Annotated in this window: 11 protein-coding genes; 6 read left to right on the top strand and 5 right to left on the bottom strand. The window is 70.6% G+C overall.

All coding sequences use genetic code 11. The features are described from left to right. Positions 1 to 101: 101 nt before the first annotated feature. Positions 102 to 1,991, bottom strand: a complete 1,890-nt coding sequence (locus tag VE326_06140; protein HYJ32784.1) for a DUF6600 domain-containing protein — start codon at positions 1,989 to 1,991, stop codon at positions 102 to 104. A 198-nt stretch (positions 1,992 to 2,189) separates the two neighbouring features. Between VE326_06140 and VE326_06135 the strand changes: the two genes are divergently transcribed. The 4 genes from VE326_06135 to VE326_06120 all read left to right on the top strand — a co-directional run bounded on the left by VE326_06135 (position 2,190) and on the right by VE326_06120 (position 6,767). Further along, complete coding sequence (locus VE326_06135; GenBank protein ID HYJ32783.1) at positions 2,190 to 3,446, top strand: FAD-dependent oxidoreductase; 1,257 nt, start codon at positions 2,190 to 2,192, stop codon at positions 3,444 to 3,446. Further along, entirely contained in the window at positions 3,443 to 4,636 is a 1,194-nt protein-coding gene (locus VE326_06130; GenBank protein ID HYJ32782.1) for an aminotransferase class V-fold PLP-dependent enzyme, read from the top strand. Before VE326_06135 ends, VE326_06130 begins: the two co-directional genes overlap by 4 nt. Before the next feature lie 9 nt (positions 4,637 to 4,645). Further along, on the top strand, positions 4,646 to 5,122 hold the full coding sequence (locus VE326_06125) for a low affinity iron permease family protein (GenBank protein HYJ32781.1): 477 nt from the start codon (positions 4,646 to 4,648) through the stop codon (positions 5,120 to 5,122). 88 nt (positions 5,123 to 5,210) lie between these two features. Further along, on the top strand, positions 5,211 to 6,767 hold the full coding sequence (locus VE326_06120; protein ID HYJ32780.1) for an FAD-dependent oxidoreductase: 1,557 nt from the start codon (positions 5,211 to 5,213) through the stop codon (positions 6,765 to 6,767). Positions 6,768 to 6,807: 40 nt separating this feature from the next. Here the strand turns inward: VE326_06120 and VE326_06115 are convergent, their stop codons facing one another. The 4 genes from VE326_06115 to VE326_06100 are packed head-to-tail and all read right to left on the bottom strand — an operon-like array spanning position 6,808 to position 12,867. After that, entirely contained in the window at positions 6,808 to 8,193 is a 1,386-nt protein-coding gene (locus VE326_06115; GenBank protein ID HYJ32779.1) for an Npt1/Npt2 family nucleotide transporter, read from the bottom strand. A 32-nt stretch (positions 8,194 to 8,225) separates the two neighbouring features. Then, entirely contained in the window at positions 8,226 to 9,854 is a 1,629-nt protein-coding gene (locus VE326_06110; GenBank protein ID HYJ32778.1) for a metallophosphoesterase, read from the bottom strand. Then, the gene (locus tag VE326_06105; GenBank protein ID HYJ32777.1) at positions 9,851 to 11,566 is read right to left on the bottom strand and encodes a hypothetical protein; all 1,716 of its coding nucleotides are present in this window, start codon (positions 11,564 to 11,566) and stop codon (positions 9,851 to 9,853) included. The genes VE326_06110 and VE326_06105 overlap by 4 nt, the downstream gene beginning before the upstream one ends. Beyond that, positions 11,566 to 12,867: a hypothetical protein gene (locus tag VE326_06100; GenBank protein ID HYJ32776.1), complete on the bottom strand. Its 1,302-nt coding sequence runs from the start codon at positions 12,865 to 12,867 to the stop codon at positions 11,566 to 11,568. Before VE326_06100 ends, VE326_06105 begins: the two co-directional genes overlap by 1 nt. Before the next feature lie 360 nt (positions 12,868 to 13,227). Here VE326_06100 and VE326_06095 point away from each other — a divergent pair, with 360 nt between their 5' ends. Next, positions 13,228 to 15,948, top strand: a complete 2,721-nt coding sequence (locus VE326_06095) for an Npt1/Npt2 family nucleotide transporter (protein ID HYJ32775.1) — start codon at positions 13,228 to 13,230, stop codon at positions 15,946 to 15,948. Next, the gene (locus tag VE326_06090) at positions 15,942 to 16,643 is read left to right on the top strand and encodes a Crp/Fnr family transcriptional regulator (protein ID HYJ32774.1); all 702 of its coding nucleotides are present in this window, start codon (positions 15,942 to 15,944) and stop codon (positions 16,641 to 16,643) included. The genes VE326_06095 and VE326_06090 overlap by 7 nt, the downstream gene beginning before the upstream one ends. The last annotated feature ends 25 nt before the right edge of the window (positions 16,644 to 16,668 follow it).

Genomic DNA, 16,668 nt, shown 5'->3' with positions numbered 1-16,668 from the left:
CGCCCGGCCCCGGGGCGGCGCGGAAAACGCAGCGCCCGCGGACCGTACGGGTGAGACCGTACTAAGAGGCCCGCGGGCGTGCCAAGCGATTTCCGGACGGATCAGCGGTTGTGGCCGCGCCCCCGCCCGTGGCCCCGTTGATCGGAGCCCTGGTCCTGGCTGGGCTCCTGGTCGGAGCCGCCGCGATTGCCGCGCTCCTGCCGGACCCGCTGCTGCGGCTGCTGTTGCTGTTGCTGCTGCTGCTGTGGCTGCTGCGCCTGTGCCTGCTGGCGGCGCTCTTCCTGACGCGCGCGAGCGTCCTGCTGCTGCTGCTGCTGTTGGCGCTGGTAGCGCTCCTGCTCTGTCTGCTGCCGGTATTGCTGGCGCTGGTAGCGCTCCTGCTCCGCCTGCTGCCGGTATTGCTGGCGCTCGTACCGCGCTTGCTCGGCCTGCTGGCGGGCCTGGTCGCGCTGGGCCTGCTGCTCGGCGCGAGCGCGCCCCTCGGCTTCAGCGCGATCCCTGCGGCGCTGCTGGGATTGGCCGCGGTCGTATTGCTGCTGCCGTTCGATGCGCTGCTGCTGGCGCTGCTCCTGCTGCTGGCGCAGGCCCTGCTGCTCGCGCTCGTAGCGTTGCTGCTGCTGGCGCTCGAAGCCGCGCTGCCGCTGCTGGCTCTCGAAGCGCTGCTGCTGAAGCGCACGGTCCTCGCGGGCGTTGCGGTCCCGCTCCACGCGCGCCTGATCCCGGCGGTCCCGCTCCATGCGCATCTGATCCCGCCGATCCTGCTCCATCCGCGCGCGATCGAATCCACGCTGCCGCTCGACCGGCGCTCCGCGCTCGAGCCGTCCGCGCGCCTGCATTTCGCCGCCGCGCCCCGGAGGCATCCGCTGCCCGCGCTCCAGCCTGCCGCCGCGAACCCGCATCTCCCGCTCGAAGCGATCGCGGCGCGCGCGCATCTCGGTGGTGAGGCGCTCGCCGCCGCGCCCCCTACCTTCTCGCGCGAGAACCGGCATCGGCGATACGAGGGTCCTGCCGCGCACCATGTCGCGCCGGAGGCCGCCCTCGCGGGTCGTCAGGCGGTACTGCGGGATGTCTCGTCCCGTGGCGCGCTCGATCAGCGCGGGCCGAAGTCCGCGCTCGGCCACCCGCCCGTTCACCGACGCGTAGCGGGTCAGATCCCGGGTCTCGGTGTAGATCCGCCGCGTCTCGGGAAGCGGCGCCACGTACGAGCGGAGCCGCGTGCTCGTGAGCCGGGTCGCCGGAACGAAGCACCAGCGCGACGGAGCGACGAAGTCGTCGGCGTAGCGAACCCCGAAGGAAACGTCCCACGTCGCCTCGGGCGGAAGCGGCGCCCAGCCGGCCCAGCCGTCGCCGTAGCGCCACGACACCCACGCCGGCGCCCACACGTCGTCGGGGACCCACATCCAGCGATTCGAAGCGTCGCAGGCCCATCGGCCGTAGTGATAGGGATCGGCTCCCCAGGGATCCTCGGAAACCCAGGCCCAGCCCCAATCGGTGTAGACCCAGTGCCCGTTGAGGTAGGGGCGCCAGCCGGCGTACGTCGCTTCGGGGTACCAGACCCAGCCGTAACGCGGGTCGTCGTACCAGTCGCCGTAGGGATCGAGCTCGTCGTAGAAGTAGGAGACCGTGACGGGGTAGCCGTATTCGTCGTCGCCGTAGCCGTCGTCGTCGTAGCCGCGATCGTAGTAGCCGCCGTCGCCATACGAGGAGGCGAGATAATAGTCGTACGACGGGTCGCGGCCGTAGGCGTACGCCCAGCGGCCGTAGTAATCGGTGTCGCCGGAACGGCGGTCGCGCTCCGTCCTGGGAGCGGCATCGTGTCGGTTCGCGGCCGCGCGTCCGTTCGAGGCGCCGCGGGCGTCGCTATACGAATCGGAAGGCGGCCCCGCGTAGGGGTAGTCGTCCTGGGAGAGCTGGTCGCCTCGTCGCGACGAGCACCCCGCGGAAACGACGGCCGCCGCCATCGCTATCCAGATCGCTGTTCTTCGAAACACGGAAACGCTCCTTCCTGACGGAACGGGGTCTCACTGTCGCTCGTTTCCTACACCGCCCCGCGCCGCCCGTGGCGCGCCGCGGAATCTTCCGTTGCTGGAAAAGGGCTTACGGACGGTCCGCGCGCTACACCCATCCCTCTCCTATGCTAGATTCGCCCTCCAGTCCTTGCGGTGCAGGGGTAATGCCAAGGAGGGCGGGTGGCGGGCAAGAAGATCATCATCGTGGGCGGGGGCGTGTCGGGCCTGGCCACGGCCTGGTACTGCCTGGAGCGGGGGCACGAGGTCACCGTCCTCGAGCGGGGGCCGGAACACCACGACTGCTGCTCCCTGGGCAATGCCGGATTCATCTCGCCGAGCCATTTCATTCCGCTCGCATCGCCGGGGGTCGTGGGGAAGGCGCTCCGCTGGCTCGGCGATCCCGAGAGCCCCTTCTGGGTGCGCCCACGGCTGGATCCCGCGTTCCTCGCCTGGTCCTTCCGTTTCTGGAGAGCCTCGCGGCCGGAGCGCGCGCGCCGCGCGGGGCCGCTCCTCCGCGATTTGAACCTGACCAGCCGGTCGCTTTTCGAGGAGCTGGCCCGTCGTACCGGCAACGATTTCGGGCTCACCGAGGAAGGGCTTCTCCTCCTCTTCCGCTCGGAGGCGGCCCTCGACGTGGAGCGCCGCCACGCGGCGGCCGCGCGAGAGCTGGGCATGGAGGCCGTCATCCTCGATCGCGCGGGCGTGGCGGCGCTGGAGCCGTCCCTCACGCTGGACGTGACCGGCGGGGTGCACTACCCGATGGATGCGCACGTGACGCCGCAGCGCTTCTGCGCGACGCTCGCGCGTCTCGTGCGCGAGCGGGGCGGCGCCTTTGCGTGGGAATCGGGCGTGACGGGGTGGCGCGCCTCGGGGCGCAGGATCGAAGCGGCGATCACGCCCCGCGGAGAGCATCGGGGCGACGAATTCGTGGTGGCCGCGGGCTCCTGGTCGCGCGCGGTGCTCCGGCCGCTCGGCGTTCCGATCGCGCTCGAGCCGGGGAAGGGCTACAGCCTCACCCTGCCCGAACCTCCGGAGCGGCCGCGCCGTTCGCTGCTGTTGCAGGAGGCGCGCGTCGCGATCACCCCAATGGGAAGCACGCTCCGGGTCGGCGGCACGATGGAGCTCGGGGCCGGCACGCTGGGCGTCAATCCGCCGCGCATCCGGGGCATCGTGCGCTCGATGGGACGCTATCTGCCGGCCTTCACCCCGGACCGTTTCGCCGGGATCGAGCCCTGGAGCGGGCTTCGCCCCTGCACGCCGGACGGGCTGCCGTACATCGGCCGCTCCGCGCGCCGCGACAATCTCCTCGTCGCGACCGGGCACGCGATGCTCGGACTCTCGCTGGGCCCGGTGACCGGCTCCCTGATCGCGGCGCTCGTGTCCGGCGAGCGGCCCGCCATCGATCTCGAGCCCCTGCGCCCGGAGCGGTTCAGATGAGCCGTTTCGGCAAGGCGATCCGTTCCGAGTGGCTGCTCGATCCCGCCTTCGTCTACCTCAATCACGGGACCGTCGGCGCGCCGCCCCGCCGCGCGTTCGAGGCGCAGGAGCGGATTCGCCGGGAAGTGGAGCTCCAACCGGCGCGCTTCCTGCTGCGTGAGCTCTCGGCCATCGCGGTGGGCGGTCCGCGCGCGGAGCCGCCGCGGATGCGCGCGGCCGCGGACCGGGTCGCCCGATTCCTGAACGCCGAGGGGAAGGACCTCGTCTTCGTGGACAACGCCACGACGGCAATCAACGCGGTGCTCCGCTCCTTTCCCCTCCGGCCGGGCGACGAGATCGTGATCTCCGACCATGCCTACGGCGCGATCCGGAACGCCGCCGCGTTCCGCGCGCGGGAGACCGGCGCGGTCGTGCGGGAGGTCCCGCTTCCGGGTCCGCCGTTCTCGGCGGAGGGCATCGCCGAGGCGTACGCGGCCGCGCTCTCGCCGCGAGCGCGGCTCCTGATCGTGGACCACGTCACCTCGGAGAGCGCCCTGATCTTGCCGCTCGAGGCGATCGTCGCGAAGGCGAAGGCGCTCGGCCTGCGGGTGCTGGTCGACGGGGCGCACGGTCCCGGCGCCGTCCCGGTGGATTTGAGCGCGCTGGGCGCGATCGGCGCCGACTGGTACGCCGCGAACCTCCACAAGTGGGCGTTCGCGCCGCGGAGCTGCGGCATTCTCTGGGCGGCGCCGGAGCGGCAGGAGGAGCTGCATCCCCCGGTGATCTCCTGGGGCATCGGCCGGGGGTTCCTGGCGGAGTTCGATTGGGTGGGCACGCGCGACCCCTCGGCGTGGCTCGCGACGCCCGCCGCGCTCGACTGGTTCGAGGAGCTGGGGGCCGACGCGGTGCGCGAGCACAACCGCGCGCTGGCGCTCCGCGCCCGCGCGTTCCTTACGGAGCGGTGGGGGACGGAGCCGGCGGCGCCGGAGTCGATGACCGGCCCCATGACGACGATCCCGATGCCCGAGCGTCTCGGGAGCGAGCCGGAGGACGCCGCGCGCGTCCGCGACCGGCTCCTCTTCCAGGATCGGATCGAGGTTCAGGTGCACGCATGGCGGGGGAGGATCTGGGCGCGCGTCTCGGCCCAGCTCTACAACGACGACGACGACCTGGAGCGGCTCGCGACTGCGGTCGCGGCGCTCCCTAGCTGAGGAGCCGAGATGCCGACGAAACGACGAAGGAAGAACGCGAAACCGGTCGCACGGCGCCAGGCGCCCGCCCGGAGGTCGTGGTTCACGCGCTTCGCCAAGGCGACCTCGCGCGCCGCGGGCCGCCCGGGCGCGTTCGCCGTCGCGGCGGCGATCATCGTGGTCTGGGGACTCACGGGGCCGATGTTCCACTACAGCGACACGTGGCAGCTCGTCATCAACACGGGCACCACGATCGTCACCTTCCTGATGGTCTTCCTCATCCAGAACACGCAGAACCGGGACTCGGAGGCGGTCCACCTCAAGCTGGACGAGCTGATCCGGGCGCTCGAGGGCGCGCACAACGCGCTGCTCGATCTGGAAGACCTGGACGACAAGGAGCTGGACAAGATCCGCGAGACGTACGCGGAGCTCGCCGAGTCGGCGCGAACGCTGCTGCGGCAGCGAGGCGTGGACACGGGCACGCCGGACGTGAAACCCGCGCGCTGACGGCTCGTTGCGCTTTCGCGCGCGGAGGGCCTAGACTCAAGGCAGGGGAAGTGGGCTCCTGGGGTCTCGCCGAAGAGGAGACCGAGCCATGAAGAGCGACTCCGGCGCCACGCGCTCCGTGTGGATGGACGTCCCGCCGCTGCCTGCCCGCCCGCCGCTCACCCGAGACCTGCGCGCCGACGTCTGCATCGTGGGCTCCGGCATCGCGGGACTCACCACCGCCTACCTGCTCGCCCGCGAAGGGCTGCGCGTGGCGGTCCTGGACGACGGCGCCACCGCGGGCGGGGAAACCTCGCGAACCACCGCGCACCTCACGAACGTCATCGACGACCGCTACCACTGGATCGAGCAGGTCCACGGACCCGAGGGGGCGCGCCTCGCGGCCGAGAGCCACACCGCCGCGATCGACACGATCGAGTCGATCGCCGAGGGGGAGCGGATCGCCTGCGACCTCCTTCGACTCGACGCCTATCTCTTCGCCGCCCCCGGCGATCCCCGGGACGAGCTGGAGCGGGAGCTGGAGGCGGCGCGCCGCGCGGGCGTGTCGGGCGTCGCGTGGGCCGACCGGGCGCCCCTCGACGCGTTCGAAACGGGGCCCTGCCTCCGCTTTCCGAACCAGGCGCAGTTCCACCCGCTCCGCTACCTGCAGGGCGTGGCCGACGCGATCGAGCGCTCCGGAGGACGCATCCACGGCGGCACGCGCGTGACCGCGGTCCATCACGGCCCGCCGCCCCGCGTCGAGACGGCGGACGGCGTCACCGTCCAGGCGGATGCCGTCGTGGTCGCCACCAACTCGCCCGTGCACGAGCTGATCGGAGTCCATCCCAAGCAGGCCGCCTACCGCACCTACGTGGTCGCCGCCCGCGTGCCGGCCGGCTCGGTGACGCGCGCCCTCTACTACGACACCGAAGACCCCTACCACTACGTCCGCCTGCAGCCGGAGAGCCAGGGAGGGCCGGATCTCCTGCTCGTGGGGGGCGAGGACCACAAGACCGGACAGGCCGACGACGCCGACGAGCGCTGGGCGGCCCTCGAAGCGTGGACGCGCGAGCGCTTCCCCCAGGCGCGGGAGTTCGTCGCGCGGTGGTCGGGGCAGGTCATGGAGACGATGGACGGCGTGGCGTTCATCGGACCGGACAAGAGCGGGTCGCGGGTCTTCATCGCGACGGGGGATTCGGGGATGGGGATGACCCACTCCACCATCGCGGGGCTGCTCCTCCGCGATCTGATCGCGGGCCGCGAGAACGCCTGGGCCCGGCTCTACGACCCGGGCCGCGTCAGCCTGCGCGCCGCGGGAGAGCTGGCCAAGGAGAACCTGAACTTCGTATCCAAGTACGCCGACTACGTGACGGGCGGCGACGTCGGCTCCGCCGACGAGATCCCTCCCGGCGAGGGCGCGGTGCTGCGACGCGGCCTGACCAAGGTGGCGGCCTACCGCGACCCCTCGGGGACGCTCCACGAGATGTCGGCGGTCTGCACCCACCTGGGATGCGTCGTGCGCTGGAACTCGGCCGAGAAGAGCTGGGACTGCCCCTGCCACGGCTCCCGGTTCGACAGCCGCGGCCGGGTCGTGAACGGACCGGCCACGCGCGATCTCGCCGAGAAGGACACGGCGCAGCCGGCCGCGGCCTGGGAACGGGCCTGACCCGCGCCGGACGCGCCCCGCGGCGCGCCGGCGCGTCGCTCTAGGCGGTCTTCGCCTGCCGCTGGAACATGCGGCCCAGCGCGAAGGCGACGCCGATCCAGATCACGATCAGCGCCAGCGCCACTTTGGCGAAGTCGGTGGGCCGGAACGCGAGCCACGTGGTTCCCGCGAAGACGAGACCCGCCGAGATCACGTCCCCCAGGCGAACGAAGAAGGTGTCGTTCGCCTGCTTCGCCTTGTACTTGGCCGCCCGGCTCGTGGGCAGGTAAAGGGCGTTGCGCGTCGTGTTCTGGAGCGAGTAGTCGAGCGAGTTCTCGGCGATCTTCGCGCCGCGGATGAAGGAGAGGATCGGCACGAACGCCATCGACGCGTAGCCGACCAGCGCCACCAAGGGAAGCACGAGAAGGGCGGTGCGCACCCCGAACCACTTGAGGATGCGCGAGACGAGAAACGCCTGGATCAGGAAGGAGACGATGTTCACGATGGTGAAGTAGTTCCCGTAGAAGGCGCCGATCGCCTTCTCCTCGTCCACGGCGCCTCCCTGCCGCGCCGCCAGGACGTTCACGATCGTCTTCCCCAGGATGTACTCGCCCGTCGTGTTCACGAGATTCGAGAGAATCATCAGCGCCGCGATCAGGAGCAGGTAGCGGTTGGTGAGGACGAGCATGAAGCCGCTCCGACTCTTCTCGCCCGTGTCCGCCGCGGCGGGCTGATCCGCGGCCGCGGCGCGGTCGCCGGGCGTCTCCGGCTGGCCGTGCACGCCCCGCTTCTCCCTCAGATTGACCAGGTTGGTGAGCACCATGCAGATCCCGAGAAGCGCCGCGGCGGCCAGCATGAAGGGATAGGGTCCGAACGCCTTGACCAGCTTTCCGGTCACGAAGGAGCCCGCGATCGCACCGAGCGAGGCGCCGACGCCCACGATGGCGAAGAGCCGCTTTCCCTGGTCCACGGTGTAGACGTCGTTGGCGAAGGCCCAGAGCTGGGCGATGACCATCAGGTTGAAGATCCCGACCCAGACGAAGAAGGCGGTCCCGACCGCGTAGCCGACCCGATCGGCGAGGAAGAAGGCGACGAGGCAGCCGATGAAGAACAGCGTCACGCCGTTGATCAGCTTCACGCGCGACACGCGCGAGGCGATGGCGCTGTAGATCGGCACCAGCACGATCAGGACGCCCGCGATCGCCGCCGCGGCGTAGCTCTTCACCTCCGCGCCTCCCGGCTGCGCCAGGATCAGCGGCTCCCGGATCGTCTTGAGCAGGTAGTACGAGGCGAGGAGAAAGAAGATGTTCAACATCAGAAGGAGCGCGGTGACGCCCTCGCCGCCGCGCACGTCGGCGAACAGGCCGAGGACCCGGTCGAGGATCCCCCGGTGCTCGCCGGCCACGGGGACGCCGCGACCGGCGGTATCGGAAATCGTATGGCTCATGGGTTCCTCCGTGGGCTGAGTCGAGCCGCCGCTCAGCGGCGGGTCCGCCGCGGCCGCACCGGCGTTTTCGCGCGGCTGGGGGGCGGCGTGTTCTTGATCGTCTTCGATACGGTCGATACCGAGTCGGATTTCGTGGTCGAGGTGAGGCCCTTGGCCTTGGGGTTCTCCTCGAGCGGCGGCGGCTGGGTTTTCGGCTCGGCCGGGATCGGGAGCTTGTGCTGGTCGATCTTCGGGACGCCGTAGCGCTTCAGATCGATCTGGACCTGGTCCGCCAGCCGGACGTTTCCATTCGGGAGCACCTCGTACGTGGCGAAGTCGCCGCCTCCGAACCAGAGGCGGACGTGGATGAAGTGGAAGAACTGCCCGGTCAGGACGTTCTCGGGCTTGATCACCCCGCCGGCCACCTTGTACTCGCTGAAGAGGCGCGCGCTCTCCTCGCGCGAGGGGATGTCGTGCAGCGGCGACCCGGCGCCCCCGGTGACGAGATTGATGAGGACGCCGTCGGGCCAGGTCATGAGCGCGCGCTGATAGGCGTGCTCGTGACCCGTCGCCAGCACGCCGATGCCGTTCTCATGCAGGGCCCGCACCATCCGCTCGCGCCGTTCCTGAAGCACCGCGTCGCTCTGCCACTCGACGCGGTGGAACCCCACCGAGAGGGGAGGGTGGTGCATGAAGACGAAGGCCGGTCCGCGGTGCTCCTTGATGCGCGCCACCAGCCAGTCGATCTGCTCGTCCGAGTACTTGATCTCCACGTCGCGCGGCCAGTGGTTCGCCGGATCGGTCATGGGATTGGAGTCGAGCGCCAGGAACCGCACCCAGCCGTCGGCTGAATCGAAGCAGTAGTAGAGCCGGTCCCCGGTCGCGGGAAGGCCCGTCGCGGTGCGCCAGTTCTCCACGCCCAGGGGCGTGTCGGTGCGCTCGTGATTCCCCGCGATGCCGAAGTAGGGGACGCGCGAGGAGAGCGGGCGGATCAGGTTCAAGAACCGCTTCCATTGAGCCGGGACGCGTCCGTCCTTGACGAGGTCACCGGTATTGATGATCGCGGATACCGCCTGGCCGCTCGCTTCCAGGGAATCGAGCTTCGCTCCGATCGCCTTGTTGACGGCCACCTCGCGCCCCCACGTCGGATGATTTCGCGCCAGGTCAGGGATGTCGCGCACCAGGGCCAGGTCGGGCACCAACCCCCTCACGAGGACCGTCGGGATCGCGATCAGGCCGCGCACGACGTTCAGCGGGTTGAGGGAGAAGATGTGCTCGACCCTGAGAATGTCCTCCTTGAGGCGCGTGGTGCGATACGCCGGACGGTTGTCGCCGCAGAGAAGGATGTTCAGCGTGTCGGCCGTGTAGCCGCGGCGGAGCCGGCCCAGGTAGCGCCGCGTGCTGTCGCCCGTGCCCGGGACGAAGCCGATCAGCGAGTCGCCGGTGAAGAGCGACCAGGTTCCCGGGGCGCCCCCGGCCTCCCGCGCCAGGCGCCGCTCCCCCTCCGCGCGCTGTGCCGAGCGGGGGATGCTGTCGGCGGGCGGCGGCGCGATCGTCTGGGTCACGCCGGTCAGGCGCCCGGTGGAGGAGCATCCGGCCGCCAGCGTCAGGGCCGCCGCCAGGAAGATGCCCGACCGTCGAATCCAGGCGCCTCCGGTTCGGGGAGGCGTCGCTTCGCTCATCCGTGCCGGACCCGCGTCACGACCCAGTCGTGCCCGTTCCGCCGCAGGTCGACCCGCACGGGCCGCGCATGGCTCTTCGCCACCGACAGCCGCAGGGAGATCTCATCGCTCCCGCGGCCCAATCGGCTCAGGCTGATTTGCGGGTCGCGCGCGAGAACCTCGATCGGCACCGCACGGCCGTCGCCGTGCTCCTCCTCGACCTCGTAGCCGCGCTCGGGAGCCAGTCCCAGGTCCACCGCGAGGTCGTGGAACACGAGGTAGCCGTCCTTGACGTGGAAGAAGTCGAGTGGGGCCACGCGCGCGAACCAGAACCGCGCGATCTTGTCGCGCCGGGCGATGAGCGTCCGTTCGATGTACTCCGGCGCGCGCGGATCCTCGTACCCCGCGGCGTCCACCGCGGCCGCGATCTGGGCATTGGAGAACGAGGCCACGATCTTGGCGCCCCAGTAGGCGTCGGCGAGCGTCATGCGGCGGAACGGCTCCATGTACTGGAGCGGCGCCCAGTCGGCGGGATCGAATTCCACGGCCTCGAAATTGCCGACCGAGGGGATCCCGCTATCCTGATGCGCGCGGCGCCACGGATCGGTCGAGAATCCCAGCGTGACGAATCGCTGGAGGGTCCGGCCGGTGTCGAAGCGCTGCTCATAGCCGTACTTGAGCGGCTTCGGGCCCTCCGCCGCCGCGCCCAGCGACCCGTTCACGTCGAGGAGATAGTGGGTGACGTGGCCGTTCGCGCTGTCGGGTCCATACGTGTCCAGCGACTGGTCGTCCTTCACGTCCCAGTTGTTCACCCAGGAATAGACGACGAAGAGCCCGCGCAGGTCGCGCCGCTCCTTGTGCCGGAACCGGTCATTCGGGTCGTCCTGGCGAATCCCTCGGAAGCTGAACGGTCCGATCGGCGTTCCCGGCAGGAAGAAGCTCGCGATGGCGTAGTAACGGCCGTCCTGGGTGCGCGCGCCGCGCGTGAGCAGCGCCTCGAGGTCGGCATCGCGGAACGGCTTCTTTCCATCCTTTCCCTTCGCCAGATCGGCGTCGATCGAGAGCTCGTCCCTGCGGAACGTGAACGCCTCGTCGTGCGAGATGTTGTACCCGGCGGCCCAGACGAGGCGGCTCGAGACGACGCCGGCCCCCGAGGAGATCTGCGGGAACCCGGCGCGGTCCAGCTTCACGACCCAGCGCTTGCCGGCCGCGTCCTTCATGTTGAAGCCGGGGTTGAACCCGTGCGTCTTGACGCTCTTGATCGTGTACGGGGGTGTCGGATGCACGGCACCGAAGGGCCCCTCCCGGACCGCGTCCGTCGAAAGCGCGCGGACGTGGTTGCGATTGGTGAACCAGGTGGAATTGGGGACCTCGTCGAACGCATTGACGTTGGGCGCCTCGGGCACCCTGCGGACGCCCAGCGGCCTCATCAACCAGATGACCTTGTCGGGAATGTCGAACAGGTGGGAGATCGGTTCCACGAACGATTCCCGGACCAGGTGACCCAGGTGGCTGGGGTCCGACACGTGCGGCTGGGGAATCGGCTGGCCGTCGTGGTCCACCCGGGTGTTCTCCTTGACCGGCTGGCGCTCGAGGCGCTCTTCGGCTTCGTGCTTCGGGCTCGCCGAGAGCGGGGGTGCGTTGACGGAGGCGGCCAGGGCCGCCCCGATCACGGTTCGCAGCAGCACGCGAAGGACGCGCGCCATCTTCCGTTCCTCCATCGTCGCGCGCATCAGAAGGGCGCCTCCAGGTTCAGGTCGATGTCGAATCCTTGGTTCCCCTTCGCCAGCTCGAGGCGGGCGGTCTGGGTGTCGGTGATTCGATAGCGGAAGCCGCCCCCGTAGGCTTCGTGCATCGAAGCCCAGCGGAGCGCCCCCGTGCTCGGAGCGACCTCGGCGCGTTGCGCCAGGGCGAACGCCCACAGCTTGGACCAGATCAGCCAGCGGTACTCGGCCTGCAGGATGACGAGTCGCTTGTCCCGGAACCGGTCGCCGGAGTACCCGGAGAAGCGGTCGTCCCCGTTCGAGTAGGGGAGCCGGTAGAAGGGGATCGGGCCGGAGCCGCTCGCCGGATTCACGCCGTCGATAAGCGCGCGACCGGCCAGGATTCTCCGGACCGAGAAGACCGGCAGGTAGCCGCGCCCTTCGACGCGGTAGGCCTCATAGGTGAGGTCGTTCGCGTCGGCGTCCATGAGGTGGCGCGCTTCGCCGAAGATCCGCACCCCGCGCGCGGGATCGACCGGCTCGTTCAGCGAGGCCCATCCCGCGCCGGCGCCGACATACCAGACGCGCGACCCGCGGGTGAGGTACGGCACCTCGGCGGGCGTGAAGACCTCGATGCTGCGCGGCGAATCGTTGTACCCGGGACCGATGTCGATGTCCGAGAGGCCGACGAAGGCTCGCGCATCGAGCCGGGGTTTGTGGGTCACGAGGACCGAGCCCATGAACTCGTCTTCCCGCTCGAGATAGATGGTCCTCGTCGTTCCGGCATCGTTTCCGATCCCGTAGAAGCGGCGGTTCGGACGGTGGCGGTACATCCCGAACAGCGAATAGCCGAGGGGGCGGTCGGCGCCGAAAAGGAGGGTGGCGCGCGCGCGCCGCGTGTCTCTCGTGGACCAGCTCAGGTCGGAGCGGCCGACGTTGTGGGGCGTCCCGAGCTCCGCCTTCATGGAGAGGCCCAGGCCGAGACCCTCGTTGTTCGAAAAGGAGGCTTGAGGAGCGGCATGGAACCCATGCGGGGGGCCGGCCGGCGCGTTCAGCTCATCGAGGGGAAGATGCTTCTCCGCCAGATCCGCCGCGCCCTCCAGTCCCCAGGCCATCAGGCGGAACGGGAAGAAGGCCACGCGGAACGGCGTGCGGAGCACGGTTTCCCAGGTTCGCTCGTGATCGGGCTCGGCGACGCGCGGACCGGGGTCCTCCGGCGTGCCGGTGGCCTGAGGGACCGGAGCGACCCACGTGGAATCGCCGAACCGCTCGTCGGCGCGCGACGAAGAGGCGCCGAAGGTGAGGACGGCCGCGAGGACGGCGACGGACACGGGAAGGATACGGGAGCGCTGATTCGTTCTGGTCGGCACAGGGCCTCCGGGTGCGGAGAGGAACCGATCTGGCTCGGTGCGAGCCGTGCCCCTTATCAAGGCACGTGCCGACGGGGCTGTCCGCCGGGACGCTAGCAGTTAGAGTCTCAAAGGAAAATAGGGTTGTCGTTGGATTGTCAGTTTTTCCCTGCCGGAAGCGGGTGCCGCTCGTATCTTACAAGGGCTGGGGCGGGGCGGCAGGGCCATTGGCCCGACCTGTGCTGGAGTTTCCCGGGCCTCACCGCCCCGGCGCGCCCGCGGCCGAGGGACCGGTGGGTTCCCACGCGCGAAGAGGAGGCTTCCATCGCATCCCGTCTCTCGATGGCCCTGACTCGCCGTCTCGGACTCGAGCCGGAAGAGCAGCGGACGTTCTACCTCATGGGCCTCCTGGTCGCGGCGCTCCTCTGCGCCTACACGCTGGCCAAGGTGGTGCGCGACGCGCTCTTCCTCGCCAACTTCGGCGCGCTCGCGCTTCCCTACGCCTACGTCGGCGTGGCGCTCGCGTCAGCGGCGTTCGTCTGGTTCGAGGGCCGGCTCACCCGCCGCTACGCCCGGCTCGACCTGACCCGGTTCAACCAGGTGCTCGCGGTCGTGATCGGGTTCTCCGCGGCGGCCCTGTACCCCCTGGCCCGCACGTGGACGACGGCGCTGTTCTACCTCTGGACCGGAAGCCAGGCGATGCTCCTCATCCCGCACTTCTGGCTCCTGGCGCTGGACGTCTGGGACTCGCACCGCGCGCGGAGGCTCTTTCCGATCCTGAGCGGCTGCGGCCTGATCGGCGGGCTCGCGGGGGGCGGCATCGCGGGGTGGATGACGCCGCTGCTCAAGCGCGTCGGGCTCATGTGGATCGTGGCGGGACTGTTCCTCGTCTCCCACGTTCTCACGCTGGTGCTGCAGAAGCACCGGGCGCGCCGCGCGAGCCCGATGGAGTTCGCTTCGCCGCTCTCGCGCTGGGAGATCCTCCGACGGTCCGGCTACATCCGGCTCCTGGCGCTGACCCTGGCGCTCGCGGTGATCGTGGGGACGCTGATCGACTTCCAGTTCAAGTTCTTCATTCAGCGGGTCTATCCCGATCCGCACGACCTCACGCAGTTCCTGGGGCGGTTTCAGGTGGCCGTGAACGCGCTCGCGCTGGTCGTCCAGTTCGTCGTGGTCGGGTGGGCCTTCCACCGGCTGGGACTGACCAACGCGAGTCTGCTCCAGCCCGCTCTGGTGATGGTCTTCGGTGGCTGGGTCGCGGCCACGGGCGGGTGGCTGGCGATCATCGCCATGCGCTGGGTCCAGGGGGTCGTGCTCCAGACCTTCGGCAAGTCCGCGTCGGAGATCTACTACATGGCCGTGCGCCCACCCGAGCGGCGGCGCATCAAGCCCACGGTGGACACCCTGGTGGAGCGCTGGTCGGATGCCGTCGTGGGGGTCCTCCTGATCGTGGTCCTTCGGGCGATCGGCATCGCGATTCCCGTTCTCATCGGAACCACCCTGGCCGTGGCGGGCGTCTGGATCGTGTCCCTCTTCTTCCTGAACCGCCAGTATGGGCGCGCGTTCCAGGAGGCGCTGAGCCGGCGCTGGGTCGAGCCGGAGCTGTCGCCGGAGTCGCTGCAGACTCCGGCCGCCGAGCAGGCGCTGCTCATGGCGATCCGCTCCGGGAAGGAGCCGCAGATGATCACCGCGCTTCGCCTGGCCGAGGGGGCGCGAGGGCGCGCCGTCGCCGCCGGTGTGCGCGCGGCCCTCGCCCACCCCTCCGCGGCGGTCCGCGCGGCGGCGATTCGCGCGGCCGAAGCGCTGCGCCTGCGGTCGGCCGCTTCCGTGATCCAGCCGATGGAGCGCGACCGGGACGAAGCGGTGGCCGGCGCGGCGCTCCGGTACGGTCTCGCCATGAGCCGGAACCCCGTCGCGTACGCGCGCGAGCGTCTGGAGGGAAAGGACCCCGCCCTTTGCCGGCGTATCGTCGAGGTGTTGTTCGAGCGGCCCTACGCGGCCCCGGGGGCGCTCACGCTCGAGTGGATCGACCGCCGGATCGAGAAAGGGGACACGGAGAGCCTCATCCTTGCCGCGCACGCCGTGGGGGCCACCCCCGGCAGCGCCGCCCGCTCGCGTCTCCAGACGCTGCTGGCCGACCCCGACGTGGAAGTGAAGCGGGCGGCGCTCCTCGCCGCCGCGCGCCGTCCCACGGCGACGCTCCTCGACTCGATCCTCCCGCTCCTCTTCGTGCCTGAAGTAGGCGGCGAGGCCCGCGCCGCGGTCGCCGCGATCGGCGACCCTGCGGTGCCGAGCCTGATCCGCTTCCTGAGCGGCGAACACAGCGCGCGCGCCCGGGCCATCGCGGTGCGCGCCCTCGCGGAGCTGGGCAGCCCGCGCGCCGTGAACGCGCTGCTGGGCCTGACGCGGAGCAGCGATCCCAACGAGCGCACGCTCGGCCTGCGCAGCCTGAGCCGCGTGCGCGTGAACACCGGCCGCCCCGTCCTGCCTCGCGCGCTCGTGCACCGGCTCTTCCTCCGCGAGCTGCGAAGCTATCGCTCGTCGATCGAGCCGGCGGTCGAGCTGGAGAACGCCGTGGACCCGGAGATCCGGCTTCTCGCCGAGAGCTGGGTCGAATACGGGGAAGGGGCGCTGGAGCGCGCGATGCGCGCTCTGGCCTGCTGGTACGACCCGCAGCCCGTGTCGGGGGCCTTCGAGCGGCTCAAGTCGCGGGACTACGAGCAGGTGGCTCCGGCGCTGGAATTCCTGGTGCACGTGCTGCCGCGCCCCGTGTTCCGGCCGCTGCGCGAGATCTTCGAATCGCGCATGGTCCGCGAGCGCACGCGGGGCGACGACACTCCGACCCGTCTCGCCGACTGGATCCGGGCGGCGTGGGAAACGGGCGACGCGTGGATGCGCGCGTGCGCCGTCCGCGCGTCGTGGGTGGTCATCGAAGCCGACCGGACCTGGTTCGCGGGGGGCGAATCCAGCGCCATGGTGGACGCGGAGCTGGCCGCGCGCTTCCCGGATTTCCCCCCCGCGGGAGCGGCGGCGCGCCTCGCGGGAGGAGCGGCCCCGTGCTGACCCCCGTCGAACGCGTGCTGATCTTGAAGGGCGCGGATCTCCTGCGCGGCGTGGGACCCCGGCATCTCCTGGGCCTGGCCAACGTCTCGCGCGAGGTGCCGATCTACGCCGGGGACACCATCTACCTGGAGACCGACCCCGCGGACGCCCTCTACATCGTCGTCGAGGGACGCGTGCGGATCTCCACGGACGGGCGCGCCACCTCGGAGGTGGGGCCCGGCGAGGCCTTCGGGACCTGGTCCTTGATCGACGACTCCGAGCGCGGCCAGCGCGCCGAGTGCGTCGAGGACGGGCTTGCGCTCTCGCTCACGCGCGAGGAGTTCTACGACGTCGCGTCCGGCGATCTCGCCATTCTTCAAGAGCTGGTGCGCGTGCTGGCCAAGCGGCTGCGTGAGCTCGCGGCCACGGCACCGCCCGAAGAGGCGCGGGTCGAGGGAGAGGGAATCGAGAGGACGGAGGCGCAGGTCGAGGCCGCGCGCCCGACGGATCAACCCGCGGAAGCGGAAGCGGTCGGCCCCGCGTCGTCTCCGGGCTCGTCGCTCGCGGCGGCCGCGGCGGGCAAGCCGTCTTCGGCCGAGACCCCGGCCGCGGTGCCGAACCTGCCCGGGCCGACCGACGGCGCCGCCGCCATGGATCCGGTCATCGCGCCGGAGCCGATCGCGCCGCCCGTGGAAGGGGTGGAGACGGAAGAGTAGACACAACTCGCGCGGCGATGGGCGC

The sequence above is a fragment of the Candidatus Binatia bacterium genome, assembly GCA_035631035.1.
GTDB lineage: Bacteria > Eisenbacteria > RBG-16-71-46 > SZUA-252 > SZUA-252 > DASQJL01.
This window is presented reverse-complemented; position numbering and strand designations above follow the sequence as displayed.